Source organism: Stenotrophomonas sp. ATCM1_4 (assembly GCF_004348115.1).
GTDB lineage: Bacteria > Pseudomonadota > Gammaproteobacteria > Xanthomonadales > Xanthomonadaceae > Stenotrophomonas > Stenotrophomonas capsici.
The window spans coordinates 2,495,177-2,513,624 of record NZ_QPFB01000001.1 but is presented as its reverse complement, the minus strand read 5'-3'; the positions used below and the strand labels follow the sequence as shown (position 1 = coordinate 2,513,624).

Sequence of the window (18,448 nt, the reverse complement as noted above, 5' to 3'; positions counted from 1 at the left end):
GCGTCGGGAATGACGTGTGTTTCCAGGAAGGCAGGAGGCAGGCGGCGCCATCGACATCGCGTTTAAAGATAGGTGGAAAGAGTTCGATTTTTCGAAGGTTCAACTCTTTCGCTGCTTTTCTGTGCTTGTTGTTGAGGTGGTTAATGCTTTCAGCTTTTGGGTTTCAGGTGTTAATGGGTGATGGGTCACCTGGAATTACATGCGGCGTCCCCTTCCCGATTTCAGTAACGGGGGGCTTTAGAGAGTCCAGATTTAATCGTGGCGGCTTTGGCCGCGAGTTATTGGGCATAAGCGGCCGGTGTCAGACCTCCCAAGATCTCTTCGGTCGCTCCTCGTTGTATTCCCGTCGCCAGATTTCGATTTCGGTACGTGTGTGCAGCAGTGTTGGAAACCAGTGCTCGTTGAGGCATTCGTCGGGTAAGCGGCCGTTGGAACTCTCGATGTAGGCGTTCTGGTTGGGCCTTCCTAGCGGGATCAAGCGCAACTGCACGCCTCGCTCGTAGGCCTACGCCACCATTGCCTTGCCGCAGAACTTCTTGCCGTTGTCGGTCCGGATCACTTGCGGCAGGCCTCGGGTCAGTGCGAGCCGGTCCAGCACCCGCGCCACGCCATAGGCGGAGATCGCCCGCTTTACCTTAATCGCTACCGCCTCATGCGTGGCATCTTCGACGATAGTCAGCGCCTTGATTACACGACCCTCGGCGGTGCGATCGAACACGAAGTCCATTGACTGGACCTGATTGGCCGCCTCCGGCCGCAGTAACGGTTGGCGCTCGCCCAGCAGCACTCTCTTCCGCTTGCGCCGACGCACCTGCAACTTGGCGTCCTGATACAAGCGTTCCACCCGCTTGTAATTCACCGGCCACTGTTCTTGCCGCAGCATCAGGTAGATCATCCCCACGCCGTAGCACTTGTGTCGCTGTGCCAGCGGCAGGGGCCGCTCGCGAAGTTCGATGTTGCGATCGGGGCGCGGGGCATAGCGCAGTGCGCTGGCGCTCATCCGTACCACGGCCAGTGCCCGCCTCTCCGTGAGCCCGTGCTCCATCAAATGCCGCACCAGCGTCCTGTGTGCCGGCGCACTCACCACTTGTTCCGTAGAGCGTCCTTGATGACGTCGTTCTCCAACAACTGCTCGGATAGCAGCTTCTTCAGTCGGGCATTCTCCGCCTCTAGATCCTTGAGCCGCTTGGCCTCCGGCACGCTCATGCCGCTGAACTTGCCGCGCCACAGGTAGTAGGACGCCTCACTAAACCCGTGTCGGTGGCACACCTCTTTCACCGCCACGCCGGCCTCTGCCTCACGCTGGAAGCTGATGATCTGTTCTTCGGAAAAGTGCTTCTTCATTTCCAATCTCCGTCTCGTTGGGGATTGAACTACAAATCACCACGCTACTCAAAATCGGGGCGCGTCGGCGAATTGACCGGATGGCAGCGACCGTTGGCGGCGGCATGGCCTGCGATTGTGTCCGGTGTCCACAGCGATAGGGAGACAGTGCGCGCCGAAAATCGGGCAGTTGATCGCTGCCATCCAGGCGCTGGTAGGTCGGAGTTCCCGGATTCCATGCCGGTTGCATCGTTCTTCCTGTCATCCTGCCTTGTAGGTCGTGGGTGGTGCGTGCTGTGTGCCGCGGATATGTCAGCGCAATGAACAGGGTGAAACGCTGCATGTCCTAAAAAGGGCGCGGTGATCATTTCCGCTGTCCGGCAGACACTGATTGTCCGCATCTGATTTCGCATGCCATTGATTCAACGAGGCTTGGCGACGATGTTCCTGCAGGAAAGTGAGGCGCACGCGCGTGGGTGCCGCATGTCGCGAGTGGTGGATTGGCCAGCGTAACGATGCGTCCTGCAAGGGCGCGCGTGTGCGCGGTGGGCACGAACCTAACATCGCTGCGCGGCCAACCCGTGCCGCCGGGACGGAAGGGTTCCTGGTGCGCGGGTTTCGCGGATTCGCCCCCGGGCGTAACGCCGCGGGCCGCTGCCTTGCCGTATTTCACAGAGCAATGCATGTCTCCATGCATCCTTATGCCCGTAAGGCGGGGCTTGGAGAGGGCCGCGCCATGCGCGGAGGCAAGAACCACCCGAGGAGGTCGCCACGTGATCAAAGTCCCCACTCTCCGTTCGCCAACGCTTGCAGCGGGCGGCGCGTTTTTGTTGTGTTCAATGGCCTTGTGCGGCTCGGCGCATGCGGCCGATGCCTTCGCGTCTGATTCGAAGTGGATGCTGGGTGATTGGGGCGGCAAGCGCACGGAGCTCCAGGCGCGCGGTATCGACTTCAACCTCGATTATGTCGGCGAGGTGGCGACCAACCTTGACGGTGGCTACAACGACGACCAGGTGGGGCGCTACAGCGACCAGTTCGCGCTGGGCATGCATCTGGATCTGGAAAAGGTGTTCGGCTGGAAGACGGCGCAGTTGCAGGTGACCGTCACCGAGCGGAGCGGCGAGAATCTGTCCAATGCGCGCATCGCCGACCCGCGTGCCGGGCAGCTCAGTTCGATGCAGGAGATCTGGGGGCGAGGGCAGACCTGGCGGCTTACCCAGCTCTGGTACCAGCAGGCCTACTTTGATGGTGCTCTGGATGTGAAGCTCGGGCGCTTTGGCCCAGGCGAGGACTTCAACAGCTTTCCCTGCGACTTCCAGAACCTGGCCTTCTGCGGTTCGCAGGTGGGCAACTGGGCGGGGAGCATCTGGTACAACTGGCCGGTCAGCCAATGGGCGGCCCGTGTCCGTTACAGCTTCGCGCCGGATTGGTTCGTGCAGGTGGGCGCCTATGAACAGAATCCCTCGGTCCTCGACCGCCGACGCGGTTTCACCTTCAGCACGGAGGGGCGCGCCGGAACGCTGGTCCCCATCGAACTGGTCTGGCACCCCCGGCTGGGGACCGCGGCGCTGCCGGGCGAGTACCGGCTGGGCTACTACTACAGCACCGCGCGGGCCGATGACGTCTTCAAGGACGTGGACGGGTTGCCCCAGGCGGTGACGGGAAATCCGTTCCGGTCGCATGACCGCAAGCACGGCGCATGGGTGGAGGTGCAGCAGCAGCTCACGGCCCGTGGCGGCGATGCCACGCGTGGGCTGAGGGTGTTCGCCACCTACACCGCGCATGACAAGGCGACCAATGTGGTGGACAACTACCAGCAGGTCGGCCTGGTCTATGCCGGCCCCTTCGATGCCCGTCCGCAGGATGACCTGGGCATCGGCGTGGCACGGATCCATATCAATGCAGAGGTGCGTCGTCGGCAGATGTTGTTGAACGCGGTGAACGGTGTCGAGGATTACCTCGATCCGTTGTATCAGCCGCTGCAGGACGCCGAATACAACGCCGAGGTGTATTACGGCGTGCATGTCGCGCCGTGGCTGACGATTCGCCCGAACCTGCAGTACGTGCGCCACCCCGGTGGTGTGACGGAAGTGGACGGCGCGTTCGTGGCGGGCGTCAAGGTGCAGACGTCGTTCTGATGACGGGTGCGGGCGCCGTGTGCTTCCTTCGCAGGCAGGTGGCTTTACCCGAAGCGGTATCGGCTTCGTAGCCGAGGCCGCGCCTGCCGTGTCAGGTGCAACGGACCGCTCCCTCCCTTTGCCGTAGGCAAGGGGAGGGTTGGGGAGGGGTTGTCGTTGGCTTTGCCCAAAGCGGTATCGGCTTCATGACCGAACCCACTCCTGCGTAGCTCAGCGTACGCCGTGCATCATCCGCTTGAGCAAGGGCGAGGCCAGCAGGGCGGCGACCGCACAGCCCAGGCCAATCCACATCAGCAGCCAGAACAGATGTTCGTAGCGCGCGGCAGCCTCGGCGATGTTCATCACCTCGCCTTCGGGCACGTCGATGGCCGCCAGCTTGCCGAACAGGGCCGCCAGCGTCTCGGAGAACGCCGTGGCCAGGAACCAGGTCCCCATCATCAGGCTCATCACCCGTGGCATCGCCAACTGGGTGACCGCCGACAGGCCCACCGGCGACAGGCACATCTCGCCAACTTCCAGCACGAAGTAGGCCAGCACCAGCCACCACACGCTGGCCATCTGCCCGGTTGCGCCCACCTGCTGGGCGGCCAGCGCCAGCGGCACGAACGACAACGCGCCGAACACCAGCCCGAACGAGGACTTCACCGGCTTGGAGGGGTCCAGCCGGCGCTTGTCCAGCCATGCCCACAACGCCGCGAACAGCGGCGCCAGCAGCACCAGGAACAACGCGCCCAGGTAGGTCAGTGAACCGGCCGTCTGCGGCAGCACCAGGCAGTCGCGTACCAGCATCACCAGCATCGCGGCGACGATCAGTGCGAACAGCACGCGTGGCGCATTGGAATCCGGGTCGCGGTCGGACAGCCGTGCGGCCACCACGAAGCCCAGCGGCGCCAGCAGCAGCGACACGATCGACCATGGCAGCGGCGTGCCGTCGCGGATCACCAGTGCCGGCACCAGGTCCTTGGTCAGCAGACGGTCGGTGAAGGTGACCCATGAGCCGTAGGTCTGCTCATACAGGGTGAAGAACACCAGCGCCATGAAGATCAGCACCATCAGCGCGATCATCTGCTGGCGTTGCACCGGCGTGCATTGGGTGCCGGTGAACCAGGCAAACCACAGCAGCACGCCGCCGAGCACCACGATCATCAGCATCAGCGCCAGGCTGATTTCGCCACCAAGCGCGAACGCACCGTTGGCCGCGGCCCACATCAACGCCGCCACCGGCACCACCGCCAGCACCGCCAGCACGTAGATCAGCCACTCGCGACGGATGCCGAGCACGCGCTGGCGGAGGGTCGCCGGCTGCGGCGGTTCGGCGTGGCCGTGCAGGTACTTCTGGCCCCACAGGAACATCGCCAGGCCCACCAGCATGCCGATGCCGGCCGCACCGAAGCCGTACTTCCAGCCATAGGCCTCGCCCAGGAAGCCGCACACCAGCGAGGCGAACAGTGCCCCCAGGTTGATGCCGGCATAGAACAGCGAGAAGCCCGAATCACGGCGCGGGTCGTTCTCCGGGTACAGCTTGCCGACGATGGTGGAGATGTTCGGCTTCAGGAAGCCCACCCCCATGATGATCAGCGCCAGCGACAGGTAGGTCACCCCCAGCGCGGCCTCGTCGCGCACCACCTGGCCGCCGACGTGGTGGGCCTGCTGGCCCTCGAAGGCCATGCCGGCATGGCCCAGCACCAGCAGGATGCCGCCGAACACCACCGCCTTGCGCATGCCCAGCCAGCGGTCGGCCAGCAGCCCGCCGAACACCGGGATGCAGTAGACCAGACCGCCGTAGGCGCCCAGCAGGTCCAGGCCGGCCTTGTCGCCGAACAGGTGGTACTTGGTCAGGTACAGCAACAGCAGCGCCTTCATGCCATAGAAGGAAAAGCGCTCCCACATTTCGGTGAAGAAGCAGACATAGACGCCCTTGGGGTGGCCCAGGAAGTCGTCGCTGCCGGCCCGGGACAGGGATTGGCGGGTGGACATTGGCGGTGCTGGAAGGAGGAAGCCGGCGAGTATAGGCGCGCTTTGGCGGCCGTTGCCGGCCTGTCCCGGGACCTTGCCGGATGCGGCGGCCGGGCAGGCCGGATCCGGGGACAGGCTTTGCCCATTGCCACCGGATGGCGCGTTGCGTCTGGACTTGACGTTAAGCGGGCGTTAGCGTGGCAGCGGTTTTTTGCCATCCAAGGGCTTTCCATGAATAACGCTGCGCCTCGGCAGCTCACCTTCCGCGCGGTGCTGCTCGCCGTCGTGCTGGCGGTGATCCTGTCCGCCGCCAATGCCTACCTGGGTCTGTTCGCAGGCCTGACCATCGCCACCGCCATCCCCGCCGCCGTCGTCTCGATGGGCGTGCTGCGGCTGCTCGGTGGCGGCACCATCCTTGAAAACAACATCGTCCAGACCGGCGCCTCGGCCGGCTCGTCGATCGCCGCCGGCGTGATCTTCACCATCCCGGCGCTGGTCATCATGGGCTACTGGCCGGACTTCAAGTACTGGTGGGTGCTGGGCATCGCCGGCCTGGGTGGCCTGCTGGGCGTGCTGTTCTCGGTGCCGCTGCGCCGTTCGATGATCGTCGAGGACCCGCTGCCGTTCCCGGAGGGCAAGGCTGCGGCCGAAGTGCTCAAGGCCGGTGAGAACCCCGGCCCGGGCATGAAGATCCTGGGCCTGTCGGCCGCCATCGGTGGCCTGGTCAAGCTGGCCGCCGCCTCGGGCCTGCGCATCTTCCCGGACGCCTGGGCGCAGTCGGCCTACGTCGGCAGCTCCAAGATCACCGCTTTCATCGGCACCAACCTGTCGCCGGCGCTGCTGGGCGTGGGCTACATCGTCGGCCTGAACGTCGGCATCGTGGTGGTGTCCGGCTCGATCCTGTCCTGGCACATCGCCATTCCGCTGTACCAGGCGTTCTTCATGAACACCGACCCGGGCCTGGCGGGGCAGATCGCCACGGCCTCCTCGGCCGATGCCGCGTTCGCCATCTGGGGCGCCAAGATCCGTTACCTCGGCGTCGGCGCGATGCTGATCGGCGGCGTGTGGACCCTGTTCTCGCTGCGCAAGTCGCTGGTCAAGGGCATCAAGAGCGGTTTCGCCGCGGCCCGCAAGAGTGCCGGTGCGGTGCAGGTGGCCGAGACCGAGCGTGACCTGCCGATGAAGTGGATGCTGATCGCGCTGGTCGCCTTCACCCTGCCGCTGCTGGGCCTGTACCAGGCCATCGTCGGCCAGTGGCATGTCTCGATCCCGATGACCCTGATCATGATCGTGGCCGGCTTCCTGTTCGTATCGGTGTCGGCCTACCTGGCCGGCCTGATCGGTTCGTCGAACAACCCGGTCTCGGGCATCACCATCTCCACCATCCTGTTTGCTTCGGCGGTGCTGGTGCTGCTGATGGGCCGTGACTCGGCGCTGGGCCCGGTGGCGGCGATCATGATCGGCGCGGTGGTGTGCTGCGCGGCCGCGGTCGGCGGTGACAACCTGCAGGACCTCAAGGCCGGCTACCTGGTCGGCGCGACCCCGTGGAAGCAGCAGCTGATGCTGGGCATCGGTGCGTTCTCCTGTGCCCTGATCATGGCCCCGGTGCTGAACCTGCTGGCGCATGCCTACGGCATCGGTGCTCCGACGGCCGAACATCCGAACGCGCTGGCCGCCCCGCAGGCCAACCTGATGGCCTCGGTGGCGCGTGGCCTGTTCGGCGGCGAGCTGCCGTGGATGATGATCGCGCTGGGCGCCGGCGTCGGCGCGGTGATCATCGCCATCGACGAATGGCTGAAGAAGACCGGCAAGCGCTTCCGCGTGCCGGTGCTGGCCGCCGCCATCGGCATCTACCTGCCGCTGGAGCTGATGGTGCCGATCTTCCTGGGCGGCCTGCTGGCCTACCTGGTCGAACGCTTCCACAAGATCAAGCCGGACGACGAGGAAGGCCGTGACCGCGTGCATCGCCCGGGCGTGTTGTTCGCCGCCGGCCTGATCACCGGTGAGGCGCTGATGGGCATCGCCATCGCCATCCCGATCGTGGTCAGCGGCCGTGGCGACGTGCTGGCGGTGAACCTGGGCAGCTTCGCCGATACCTGGGCCTCGGCTTCGGCCTGGGCGGGCCTGGTGGTGCTGTTCCTGGTCGGCCTGCTGCTGTACCGGGTCGGCAAGAAGGGTGAGCAGGCGGCGAAGGCCTGAGGCAGACCAACCCTGCTGTGACTTTGTCCCTTCCCCCGCTTGCGGGGGAAGGTGCCCGAAGGGCGGATGGGGGCGCTTGGGGGGTGATCTGGCCGTAGCTCCTGGCGCAAAGCCAAGGCGCCCTCGCCCCAACCCCTCTCCCGCTTCGCAGGAGAGGGGCTCACGCAGAGGCCAGGGCTCACGCGGTAGCGGGGCTCACGCAGACGCCTGGCGGGGCCAAGCCAACGCAAAGCCGCCCAAGGGCGGCTTTGCCGTTTGCGGCTGTTTCACGGGCATGACTTCATGCCTTTGCATCGGGGTCCGTGCGCCGCCTACCATCCGTGTTTTGCCGTTTCCCGGGAGATGCCCATGAAGCTTCGTCACGCCTTGCTGCCCCTGTGCCTGCTCGCCGCCTTGCCTTCGCTGGCCAGTGCGCGCGGTTTTGAAGTCCGCGACATGGTCAAGCTGGACCGCGTATCGGCGCCGCTGCTTGCCGGCAACGGGGCCCAGGTGGTGTTCGCCAAGCGCGTGGTCGACGCCGACCTGAAGGGCAGCAGCAGCCTGTGGATCCGCGACCTGCGCACCCGTGACCTGGCCCCGCCCAAGCGCCTGTCGCCGGAAGGCTGGAACGTGAACTCGGCATCCATCTCCGCCGACGGCCAGAGCGTGTACTTCCTGAGTGCCAGTAACGGCAGCCAGCAGTTGTACGTGATGCCGCTGGCCGGGGGCACGCCGCGCCAGCTGACCGACTTCGCGCTGGACGTGCACAGCTACCGCATTTCGCCGCAGGACGACCGCGTGCTGTTCAGCGCCGGCGTGTTCCAGGACTGCGGTTCGGACCTGACCTGCACCAGCAAGCGGCTGGATGCCGCCAAGGCCGACAAGAGCAGCGCGCAGATCTACGACAGCATGTTCGTGCGCCACTGGGACACCTGGGCCGATGGCCGTCGCAACACGCTGTTCGTCGCGCCGCTGCCGGCCGCTGGCGCTGCCGCGGTGAAGGGCGCCTCGGCGATCAGCGCGACCCTGGCCGGCGATGCGCCGTCCAAGCCGTTCGGTGGCAATGACGATTTCGTCTGGTCGCCGGATGGCACCTCGGTGGTGGCCAGCATCCGCGTGCAGGGCAACCAGGAGCCGTGGTCGACCAACTTCGACCTGTACAAGCTCGACGCCACCGGCAAGGCCGCCCCGGTCAACCTGACCGCCGCCAACCCGGCGTGGGATGCCGGCCCGGTGTTCAGCGCCGACGGCAAGACCCTGTTCTACCGCGCCATGAAGCGCCCGGGCTTCGAAGCCGACCGCTTCGGCCTGATGGCGCTGGACCTGGCCAGTGGCAAGGCCCGCGAGATCGCCCCGCAGTGGGACCGTTCGGCTGATGGCATCACCCTGTCGGCCGATGGCGGCACCGTCTACACCACCGCGCAGGACATGGGTGAACACCCGCTGTTCGCGGTGAAGGTCGCCGATGGCGCGGTCAGCAAGGTGGTGGGCGAGGGCAGCATCTCGGCCTTCGACATCGCCGGCGACACGCTGGCCTTCAGCCGCAACTCGCTCAAGAGCGGCGACCAGGTGTTCACCAGCACCACCGCTGCCGGCGCGCCGCAGCGTGCGATCACCCAGAGTGCGGGCGAGATGCTGCCGGACGTGAACTTCGGTGACTTCGAGCAGTTCTCGTTCAAGGGCTGGAACAACGAAACCGTGCACGGCTACGTGGTCAAGCCGCACGACTACCAGGAAGGCAAGAAGTACCCGGTGGCGTTCCTGATCCATGGTGGCCCGCAGGGCAGCTTCGGCAATGGCTGGAGCAACCGCTGGAACCCGCAGACCTACGCCGGCCAGGGCTACGCGGTGGTGATGATCGACTTCCACGGCTCCACCGGCTACGGCCAGGCCTTCACCGATGCGATCAGCCAGCACTGGGGCGACCGCCCGCTGGAAGACCTGCAGAAGGGCTGGGCCGCCGCGCAGCAGCAGTACAGCTTCCTCAACGGCGACAAGGCCTGCGCACTGGGCGCCAGCTACGGCGGCTTCATGGTCAACTGGATCGCCGGCAACTGGAACGAGCCGTGGAAGTGCCTGGTCAACCACGACGGCGTGTTCGACCAGCGTGCCATGGGCTATGCCACCGAAGAACTGTGGTTCACCGAGTGGGAGCAGGGCGGCACGCCGTACGACGTCCCGCAGAACTACGAGAAGTTCAACCCGGTCAACCACGTCGCCAACTGGAAAAAGCCGATGCTGGTGGTGCAGGGCCAGCTGGACTACCGCATCCCGGTCGAGCAGGGCCTGGCCACGTTCACCGCGTTGCAGCGTCAGGGAATCGAGTCCAAGTTCCTGTACTTCCCGGACGAGAACCACTGGGTGCTCAAGCCGCACAACAGCGTCAAGTGGCACGACACCGTCAATGACTGGCTCAAGCAGCACATCGGCCAGTAATCCGTCGCAGGAAAGGGCGCGCCGTTGGCGCGCCCTTTCGTTTTGATGTCATGTGCCGCGTTGCGCTAGCCTTCCGGTCGCTTGCCATCGGTTTTCCAGGGAGACGCGGAACGTGGGTTCTTTCAGCATCTGGCATCTGTTGGTCCTGTTGGTGTTCCTGGGAGGAGGCGTCGGCCTGCTCGGCGTGGTGATCTGGTGGGTGACACGCTCGGCAAGGGGCACCGCAACACCCGCGGCAGCGCTGCCATCGGTGGCCGAGCGCCTGCGGCAACTCGACGCGCTCAAGGCCGAAGGCCTGACCAGCGAGGCCGAGCATGCGCGCCAGCGTGCGACCATCGTGCAGGGCGTTTAGCCGCGCGGTGGAGCGTGTGGGGGGAATGCCGCCAGCCTGGCGGTGAAGCGGAAGTAGTGTCCTGCCCGCCCGGAGGGGCTGGGCAGGGGCGAGGGAGTCGCCGTGGTGGTTGGTCCTGCGCAATCCCTGTCTTCCTGACCGGAGCGGTCCCGCTGCAGGTTTTCTCATTCGGGCAGGGGGCTTGCCCGCGCTCATGTGACAAAGGGGATAGACGATGACGGCAGCCGCAACCGGTGCGCTCATCAGCAACGACATCATCGTGTTCGGCCTGATCGCCGCCACGCTGGGGGTGATTTTCTGGACGTCCGGCAGCAGCAACCGCCTGCTCAGGAAGTTCTACAGTTTCGTGCCGGCGCTGTTGCTGTGCTACTTCATTCCCGGGGTCTACAACACCTTCGGGCTGATCGACGGCGAAACCACCAAGCTCTACAACCCCATCGCCCGCGATGTGTTCCTGCCGGCGGCGCTGGTGCTGCTGACCCTGTCCATCGACCTGAAGGGCATCCTCGGCCTGGGCTGGAAGATGCTGGCCATGTACGTGGCGGCGGTGTTGAGCATCATGCTCGGCGCGCTGGTGGCCTTCCAGGTGATGTCCTGGGTGCATCCGGACACCGTTGCCGGTGGCACCTGGGGCGGCATGGCGGCGTTGGCCGGCAGCTGGATCGGTGGTGGCGCCAACATGCTGGCGATGAAGGAGATCTTCGAGGTCGATGCGACCACCTTCGGCCAGTTCGCGGTGGTGGATGTCGGCGTGGGGTACGTGTGGATGGCGGTGCTGATCTTCTTCGCCGCACGGGCCCCGGCGCTGGACAAGCACAGTGGCGCCGATACGACTGCCCTGGATGACCTGCGTGACCGCGTGGCCAACTACCAGGCCCAGCACGCGCGCATCCCGGCCCTGGGTGACCTGATGGTGATGGCGGGCGTGGCCTTCGGCACGGTGGCCATCGCACATGCCTTGGCCGGCCCGCTGTCGGGTTGGTTCGGTGCCACCTTTGCATGGTCGGCCTCGGTGAGCCTGGACAAGCCGTTCGTCTGGGTGGTGCTGCTGGCCACGTTCATCGGCCTGGGCTTGAGCTTCACCCGGGCCCGCGAACTGGAAGGCGTGGGCGCGTCCAAATGGGGGTCGATGTTCCTGTACTTCCTGATCGCCTGCATCGGCATGCAGATGGACCTGCTGGCGCTGCTGGAGAAGCCCTGGCTGTTCGCGCTGGGCGTGATCTGGATCGGGGTGCACATCGTGCTGCTGTGGGGGGTGGGCAAGCTGCTGCGCGTGCCGTTCTTCTATTTCGCGATCGCCTCGCAGAGCAACATCGGTGGCCCGGCCTCGGCGCCGGTGCTGGCCTCGGCGTTCCACCCGGCACTGGCGCCGGTGGGCGTGCTGCTCGGCACGCTGGGCTATGCGGTCGGCACCGGTGCCGCCTATGCGGTGGGCATCGCCCTGCGCGCCATGGCCGGCGCAGGCTGACCACATTCGCAGGAGCGGGCTCGCCCGCGAAGCAGATGGACTCCCCGATATCACTCATGCGATAGCCGGGATAACGGCTGCTTCGCGGCGGGGGCCACTGCTGCCGAGTGCGCATTCAGCAGTTGCCCCATGCTAGGCTCCACGCTCCCACGCCACGTTCCCAACGTGGCGTTTTTATTCTCATTCGATCGACAGGAACCGGACATATGCCGACCGAAAGCTCCACCGCCATCATCACCAATGACATCGTCGGCCTTGGCCTGATCGCCGCCACGCTGGCATTGATCTTCTGGTTGGCCAGCGGGCCCACCGCCTTCTGGCGGAAGGTATTCACCTGGGTGCCGGCACTGCTGCTGTGCTACTTCATCCCGGCCATCTACAACACCGTCGGCCTGATCGACGGCCATGGCACCAAGCTCTACAACCCCATTGCCCGTGACGTGCTGCTGCCGGCCGCGCTGGTGTTGCTGACCCTGTCCATCGACCTGAAGGGCATCATCCGCCTCGGGCCGAAGCTGTTGGTCATGTTCGTCACCGGCACCGTCGGCATCGTGCTCGGTGCGGCGGTGTCGTTCCAGGTCATGAAGCTGATCCACCCGGAAACCGTGGCCGGTGACACCTGGGCCGGCATGGCCGCACTGGCCGGCAGCTGGATCGGCGGCGGCGCCAACATGGCCGCCATGCGCGAGACCTTCAACGTCGATGCCACCACCTTCGGCCAGTTCGCCGTGGTCGATGTGGCCTGCGCCAGCCTGTGGATGGCGATCCTGTTGTGGCTGGCCGGCCGTTCGCAGGCCATCGATGCGCGTACCGGTGCCGATACCTCGGCCATCGATGACATGAAGCGGCGCATCGCCGAATACGAAGCCAGGAGCGCGCGCAATCCGAGCCTGACCGACCTGATGGTGATCGTCGGTGTCGGCCTGGGCGTGGTCGGTCTGGCGCATGCCCTGGCTACGCCGCTGGCCACGTGGTTCGGCGAGAACGTCAGCTGGGCCAGCAAGGCCTCGTTGAACTCGGCCTTCGTCTGGGTGGTGATGCTGTCGACCTTGATCGGCCTGGGCCTGAGCTTCACCCGGGCCCGCAACCTGGAAGCGGCGGGCGCCTCGAAGATCGGCACCCTGTTCCTGTACTTCCTGATCGCCTGCATCGGCATGCAGATGGACCTGTTGTCGCTGGTCGACCGTCCGTGGCTGTTCCTGCTGGGCGTGATCTGGATGGGCGTGCACATCGGCCTGCTGTACCTGGTCGGCCGCCTGCTGCGCACGCCGTTGTTCTTCTTCGCCATTGGCTCGCAGGGCAACATCGGTGCAGCGGCATCGGCCCCGGTGGTCGCTGCGGCGTTCCACCCGACCCTGGCACCGGTGGGCGTGCTGCTGGGCACCGTGGGCTACGCGACCGGCACGGTCATCGCGTATATGACCGGCCTGATGCTCAAGTGGATGGCCGGCGCCTGATCGGCACTGGAGCGGGGGCAGGATTCGGCGCCACCGGCAAGAGGTCGCGCGGTAGGAACGACCTCGGTCGCGAGGCAGGGAACCTCGCAGCGGCCGGAACAGCGGCAATCTGACCGTCCAGCGGCTTCGCGGCCAAGGCCGCTCCCACGAAAAAGGCGGAGCCCATGGGCTCCGCCTTTTTCATTGCTCCAACATCATTCGTTCAACAACAGCGGAAACCCCGCTTGCCACCGAACCGGGCCTCCTGGCGCTCGCGGAAGAAGGTCTTGTAATCCATGACCTCGCGGTCGGGATGCTTCTCCTGCATGTGCCGGACGTAGTTGTCGTAATCCGGTACCCCGCAGCACAGGCGTGCGGTCTGTACCAGACGCCGCCAGGTGCGGCGGAACGTCTGGTACTGGCCGACGGGGACCAGCTCGGTGCCCATTACAGGTCCACCTCGTGCGGCTTCAGTGCCACGTACGGCGTTTCGTGGTCGGTGCGCACCGGCGAACGACGGGCCTGGCGGATGGTTTTGATCGAGTACACCAGCACCGCGAACACCACGAACAGGAACAGCGCGGTCAGGCCGGCATTGATGTAGTTGTTCACCATCACCTGCTGCATCTGGTCGAAGTTCTTCGACGGCGGCAGCAGGTTGCCGGCGGCGATGGCATCACGGTACTTGTGTGCCTGGGCCATGAAGCCCACCGCCGGCTCGTTGGAGAAGATCTTGATGAAGCCGGCAGCCACGGTGCAGATCAGCAGCCAGATGGCCGGCAGCAGCGGCACCCAGGCGTACTTGCCCTTCTTCATCTTGAACAGCACTACGGTGCACAGCAGCAGCGCCACGCCGGCCAGCATCTGGTTGGCGATGCCGAACAGCGGCCACAGCATGTTGATGCCGCCCAGCGGATCGGTCACGCCCTGGTACAGGAAGTAGCCCCACAGCGCCACGCAGCCACCGGTGGCGATGAAGCTGGCCACCCACGAGTCGGTGCGGCGCAGGGCCGGCACGAAGTTGCCCAGCAGGTCCTGCAGCATGAAGCGGCCCGAACGGGTACCGGCATCGACCGCGGTCAGGATGAACAGCGCTTCGAACAGGATGGCGAAGTGGTACCAGAACGCCATCATGCCGTCGCCCGGCAAGACTGCGTGCAGGATCTGCGCGATGCCCACGGCCAGCGTCGGTGCGCCGCCGGCGCGCGACAGGATGGAGTGCTCGCCAATTTCCGCGGCGGTGCTGGTCAGCTGCTCCGGGGTGATGGTGAAGCCCCAGTTGGATACCACCTGCGCGGCGTGCACGACGTCGGTGCCGATGATGGCGGCCGGGCTGTTCATCGCGAAGTAGATGCCCGGCTCGATGATCGAGGCGGCGACCATGGCCATGATGGCCACGAACGATTCCATCAGCATGCCGCCGTAACCGATGTAGGCGGCGTGGCCTTCATTGGCCAGCAGCTTGGGCGTGGTGCCCGAGCTGATCAGCGCATGGAAGCCGGACACCGCACCACAGGCGATGGTGATGAACAGGAACGGGAACATGCTGCCCTTCCACACCGGGCCGGTGCCGTCGGTGAACTGGGTCAGCGCCGGCATCTTCAGCTCCGGCATGACGATCAGGATGCCGATCGCCAGGCCGACGATGGTGCCGATCTTGAGGAAGGTGGACAGGTAGTCGCGCGGGGCCAGCAGCAGCCACACCGGCAGCACCGCGGCGACGAAGCCGTAGCCGATCAGCATCCAGGTGATCTGCACGCCGGTGAAGGTGAACATCGGGCCCATCACCGGGTCGGCGGCGACCTTGCCGCCGTACCAGATCGCGGCCAGCAGCAGCACCAGGCCGACCACCGAGATCTCGCCGATCTTGCCGGGGCGGATGTAGCGCATGTACACGCCCATCAGGATGGCGATGGGCATCGTCGCGATGACGGTGAACATGCCCCATGGGCTGCCCTCCAATGCCTTCACCACGATCATCGCCAGCACCGCCAGGATGATGATCATGATCATGAAGACGCCGAACAGCGCGATGGTGCCGGGCACCTGGCCCATTTCCTCGCGCACCAGGTCGCCCAGCGAGCGGCCGTTCCGGCGGCTGGAGATGAACAGGATCATGAAGTCCTGCACCGCGCCGGCCAGCACCACGCCGGCGATCAGCCACAGCGTGCCGGGCAGGTAGCCCATCTGCGCGGCCAGCACCGGGCCGACCAGCGGGCCGGCGCCGGCGATGGCGGCGAAGTGGTGGCCGAACAGCACGTGCTTGTTGGTGGGCACGTAGTCCAGGCCATCGTTGTTGAGGATGGCGGGCGTGGCGCGGGTGGGATCAACCCCCAGCACCTTGTTGGCGATGAAAAGGCCGTAGTAGCGGAAGGCGACCAGATACAGCGAGACCGCCGCGACCACGATCCACAGGGCATTGATGTGTTCGCCGCGACGTAGCGCCACGACGCCCAGACAGAAAGCACCGATCAGGGACAGCACTGCCCATCCGGCTTTGGAGAAACCTTTCATCGAGTCGCCTCGCAGGGGTAATGGATCCAAGGGTCTACCCATGCACGCCGGGGGTCAATGTGTACGGCAGGTGAAGCGGATTCGACTTTGGTCTTAGGGAAATGTCCGGCCCGAAACTGACTGCGCGGGTCGCTTGCCTGCTGCCGTCGCCGATCTGGAACAATCGGTTGCAGTGCTGGCTGTTGGCGGCTGCGGGCCTGGCCGCCATTGTCGGATCTTCTGCAAGGAGGTTTCCCATGAGCGATGACAATGCCCGTGTACTGCGCGCCCTGCGGGGCATGCCCACCTCCGACGGTGCGGGCGTGCGCCTGACCCGGGTGATCGGCACGCAGGACCTGCCGGACCTGGACCCGTTCCTGATGCTCGACGAGTTCGGCACGGACCGTGCGGAAGACTACCTGGCCGGCTTTCCCTCCCATCCGCACCGTGGCTTCGAGACGGTCACCTACATGCTGGATGGCCGCATGCGCCACCGCGACAACCATGGCAACGAAGGCCTGCTGACCTCCGGCAGCGTGCAGTGGATGACCGCCGGCCGCGGTGTCGTGCACTCGGAGATGCCCGAGCAGGAATCGGGGCGGATGCGTGGCTTCCAGTTGTGGGTGAACCTTCCGGCGCGCGAGAAGATGGTGGCCCCGGCCTACCAGGAGTTCGCCCCGGATCGCATTCCGCAGGCCACGCCGGCCGAAGGCGTCACCCTGAAGGTCATCGCCGGGCAGGTGGGCGAGGTGACCGGGCCGATCCGGCAGCCGGCCACCGAGCCGCTGTACCTGGACATCGAGCTGGCTGCCGGAGCGCGCTGGTCCGTCCCGTTGCCGGAGGGACACAATGTGTTCGCCTACGTGTTCGAAGGGCAGGCGTTGTTCGGCGACGGCGCGCAGCGCCAGCCGGTTGCCACGCAGACCCTGGCGGTGCTGGGCGGCGGCCGCCAGCTCAGCGTCGAAGGTGGCAGCCAGGGCGCGCGCCTGATCCTGGTGGCGGGCAAGCCACTGCGCGAGCCGGTGGCCCGGTATGGCCCGTTCGTGATGAGCACCCGCGAGGAGCTGATGCAGGCCTTCGCCGATTACCAGGACGGCAAGTTCTGAAGCGGACAGCGCCGCGGACGCCGGCCTTGCCGGTGCCCGCGGTCATCGCCGGGAGGCGGCCTCAGTGGTCGCCGCCGGCCAGTGTCGACGGGTTGAGGTTCAACGTCTGCGTGAGTGCCTGCAGGTTGCCCAGTTCGCCGGTATCGGCCGCATCGATCCAGATCTGCGCGTAGCGGTTCTTGTCCAGCTTGACCACGGTGATGCGGCGCGACTCCAGCCCCGGCAGGTCGCGGCCGCCCATGTCCAGCTTGTACCAATGCAGGCTCTCGCCGGCGAAGCTGCCCTTCTCCGCGCGCAACGAGCGGTTGAGCAGCATGTCCGGATCACGCGGGGTCAGCATCATGTTGAGCACCGGACGGCCGTCTTCGGTGGTGGCCTTGCAGACGATGAAGTCGGTCTGCGCCTGCTGTTCCCAGTGCAGGCCACTGTCCGAGGGCAGGGAAGGGCATTGCGCGGTGCTTTGCGCGGCGGCGGTGGCGCTGGCGGCGAGCAGCAGTGCTGCGGAAACGAAACAGGCGGTCTTCACTTCACATTCCCCATGAAACATCGGCCGGACGGCGCCGACGATGGTTGTTTGGACAGAGTTGAAAGCGTTGCCGGCCGTGGGCGTTGATCCCCTTCGCCCTTCATGTTCCCTTCATGTTCGGCGGCTGGTACCGACGGTATTACAGAAGTGCCACCGTATGCAAAGGATGGTTGGTTACAAAAGAAACGGCCCCATGCGGGGCCGTTTTGTCGGGTGGTGCGGGAAGGGCGGCTTACTTGTCGCTGCCGATCCACTTGTAGGCCAGGCCGCCGATCAGGGCGCCCAGGATCGGGGCGACCCAGAACAGCCACAGCTGGCTCAGCGCGCCGGAGCCGGCAAACACCGCCACCGCGGTGGAGCGGGCCGGGTTCACCGAGGTGTTGGTGACCGGGATGCTGATCAGGTGGATCAGGGTCAGGGCCAGGCCAATGGCGATCGGGGCGAAGCCCGCCGGCGCACGGCCATGGGTGGCGCCCATGATCACCACCAGGAACACCGCGGTCAGCACCACTTCGCACAGGAAGGCGGCCGCGACGGTGTAGCCGCCCGGCGACAGCGCGCCGTAGCCATTGCTGGCGAACGCGCCGGCCTGGCTGCCATCGATCACGAAGCTCGGGTTGCCCTGGGCGATCTGCAGCAGGATGAAGGCCGCGACGATGCCGCCGAGCACCTGGGCCACGATGTAGGGCAGCAGGTCCTTGCCGGAGAAGCGCCCGCCGGCCCACAGGCCGATGCTCACCGCCGGGTTGAAGTGCGCGCCGGAAACATGGCCGAACGCATAGGCGCCGGTCAGTACGGTGAGGCCGAAGGCCAGTGCGACGCCGACGAAGCCGATCCCCAGCGGATTGCCGTCACCGCCGAAATTGGCGGCCAGCACGGCGCTGCCGCAGCCGCCCAGGACCAGCCAGAAGGTGCCGAGGAATTCGGCTGCCAGTCGTTTACCCATGCTCATGATGTTCCCCAAGATAGACCCGTAACGGGCGTACAGAAAATAACGGAAGTAATTTGGTTGCTGCGTATCGAATTCGTTAATCCG

12 protein-coding genes and 1 pseudogene are annotated in these 18,448 nt (G+C 65.7%); 7 read left to right on the top strand and 6 right to left on the bottom strand.

Going from position 1 to position 18,448, the window contains the following annotated elements; all coding sequences use genetic code 11:
- Positions 1-278: 278 nt before the first annotated feature.
- A pseudogene (locus ATCM_RS11510) lies at positions 279-1,344 on the bottom strand (IS3 family transposase).
- A gap of 875 nt (positions 1,345-2,219) precedes the next feature.
- Here ATCM_RS11510 and ATCM_RS11505 point away from each other — a divergent pair.
- Entirely contained in the window at positions 2,220-3,461 is a 1,242-nt protein-coding gene (locus ATCM_RS11505) for a carbohydrate porin (protein WP_279432514.1), read from the top strand.
- 210 nt (positions 3,462-3,671) lie between these two features.
- On the opposite strand, the gene ATCM_RS11500 is transcribed toward ATCM_RS11505, so the two are convergent.
- A complete protein-coding gene (locus ATCM_RS11500) occupies positions 3,672-5,438 on the bottom strand; it encodes an oligopeptide:H+ symporter (RefSeq protein WP_132864663.1) in 1,767 nt (588 codons plus the stop codon).
- A gap of 210 nt (positions 5,439-5,648) precedes the next feature.
- On the opposite strand from ATCM_RS11500, the gene ATCM_RS11495 reads away from it, so the two are divergent.
- From ATCM_RS11495 to ATCM_RS11475, 5 genes are all read left to right on the top strand, one after another.
- A complete protein-coding gene (locus ATCM_RS11495) occupies positions 5,649-7,616 on the top strand; it encodes an oligopeptide transporter, OPT family (RefSeq protein WP_132864662.1) in 1,968 nt (655 codons plus the stop codon).
- A 348-nt stretch (positions 7,617-7,964) separates the two neighbouring features.
- On the top strand, positions 7,965-10,031 hold the full coding sequence (locus ATCM_RS11490; protein ID WP_132864661.1) for a S9 family peptidase: 2,067 nt from the start codon (positions 7,965-7,967) through the stop codon (positions 10,029-10,031).
- 112 nt (positions 10,032-10,143) lie between these two features.
- Positions 10,144-10,383 carry an SHOCT domain-containing protein gene (locus tag ATCM_RS11485; RefSeq protein WP_132864660.1) on the top strand — a complete coding sequence of 80 codons (240 nt, stop codon included), beginning with the start codon at positions 10,144-10,146 and terminating at the stop codon, positions 10,381-10,383.
- Positions 10,384-10,597: 214 nt separating this feature from the next.
- Entirely contained in the window at positions 10,598-11,851 is a 1,254-nt protein-coding gene (locus ATCM_RS11480; protein ID WP_132864659.1) for a DUF819 family protein, read from the top strand.
- 206 nt (positions 11,852-12,057) lie between these two features.
- Positions 12,058-13,308: a DUF819 family protein gene (locus ATCM_RS11475; RefSeq protein WP_132864658.1), complete on the top strand. Its 1,251-nt coding sequence runs from the start codon at positions 12,058-12,060 to the stop codon at positions 13,306-13,308.
- A gap of 202 nt (positions 13,309-13,510) precedes the next feature.
- On the opposite strand, the gene ATCM_RS11470 is transcribed toward ATCM_RS11475, so the two are convergent.
- Positions 13,511-13,735 (bottom strand): CstA-like transporter-associated (seleno)protein, encoded by a 225-nt coding sequence (locus ATCM_RS11470; protein WP_132864657.1) that lies wholly within the window; start codon positions 13,733-13,735, stop codon positions 13,511-13,513.
- The gene (locus tag ATCM_RS11465) at positions 13,735-15,801 is read right to left on the bottom strand and encodes a carbon starvation CstA family protein (RefSeq protein ID WP_132864656.1); all 2,067 of its coding nucleotides are present in this window, start codon (positions 15,799-15,801) and stop codon (positions 13,735-13,737) included. The genes ATCM_RS11470 and ATCM_RS11465 overlap by 1 nt, the downstream gene beginning before the upstream one ends.
- A gap of 236 nt (positions 15,802-16,037) precedes the next feature.
- Here ATCM_RS11465 and ATCM_RS11460 point away from each other — a divergent pair, with 236 nt between their 5' ends.
- A complete protein-coding gene (locus ATCM_RS11460; protein WP_132864655.1) occupies positions 16,038-16,886 on the top strand; it encodes a pirin family protein in 849 nt (282 codons plus the stop codon).
- Between the two features lie 61 nt (positions 16,887-16,947).
- On the opposite strand, the gene ATCM_RS11455 is transcribed toward ATCM_RS11460, so the two are convergent.
- Positions 16,948-17,412: a hypothetical protein gene (locus ATCM_RS11455; RefSeq protein WP_132864654.1), complete on the bottom strand. Its 465-nt coding sequence runs from the start codon at positions 17,410-17,412 to the stop codon at positions 16,948-16,950.
- A 232-nt stretch (positions 17,413-17,644) separates the two neighbouring features.
- A complete protein-coding gene (gene aqpZ / locus ATCM_RS11450) occupies positions 17,645-18,364 on the bottom strand; it encodes an aquaporin Z (RefSeq protein ID WP_132864653.1) in 720 nt (239 codons plus the stop codon).
- Positions 18,365-18,448 lie beyond the last annotated feature (84 nt).

Coding starts and splice junctions, on each gene's coding strand:
- ATCM_RS11505 (WP_279432514.1), top strand. CDS start 2,220: ATGCTGGGTGATTGGGGCGGCAAGCGCACGGAGCTCCAGGCGCGCGGT.
- ATCM_RS11500 (WP_132864663.1), bottom strand. CDS start 5,438: ATGTCCACCCGCCAATCCCTGTCCCGGGCCGGCAGCGACGACTTCCTG.
- ATCM_RS11495 (WP_132864662.1), top strand. CDS start 5,649: ATGAATAACGCTGCGCCTCGGCAGCTCACCTTCCGCGCGGTGCTGCTC.
- ATCM_RS11490 (WP_132864661.1), top strand. CDS start 7,965: ATGAAGCTTCGTCACGCCTTGCTGCCCCTGTGCCTGCTCGCCGCCTTG.
- ATCM_RS11480 (WP_132864659.1), top strand. CDS start 10,598: ATGACGGCAGCCGCAACCGGTGCGCTCATCAGCAACGACATCATCGTG.
- ATCM_RS11475 (WP_132864658.1), top strand. CDS start 12,058: ATGCCGACCGAAAGCTCCACCGCCATCATCACCAATGACATCGTCGGC.
- ATCM_RS11470 (WP_132864657.1), bottom strand. CDS start 13,735: ATGGGCACCGAGCTGGTCCCCGTCGGCCAGTACCAGACGTTCCGCCGC.
- ATCM_RS11465 (WP_132864656.1), bottom strand. CDS start 15,801: ATGAAAGGTTTCTCCAAAGCCGGATGGGCAGTGCTGTCCCTGATCGGT.
- ATCM_RS11460 (WP_132864655.1), top strand. CDS start 16,038: ATGAGCGATGACAATGCCCGTGTACTGCGCGCCCTGCGGGGCATGCCC.
- aqpZ (WP_132864653.1), bottom strand. CDS start 18,364: ATGAGCATGGGTAAACGACTGGCAGCCGAATTCCTCGGCACCTTCTGG.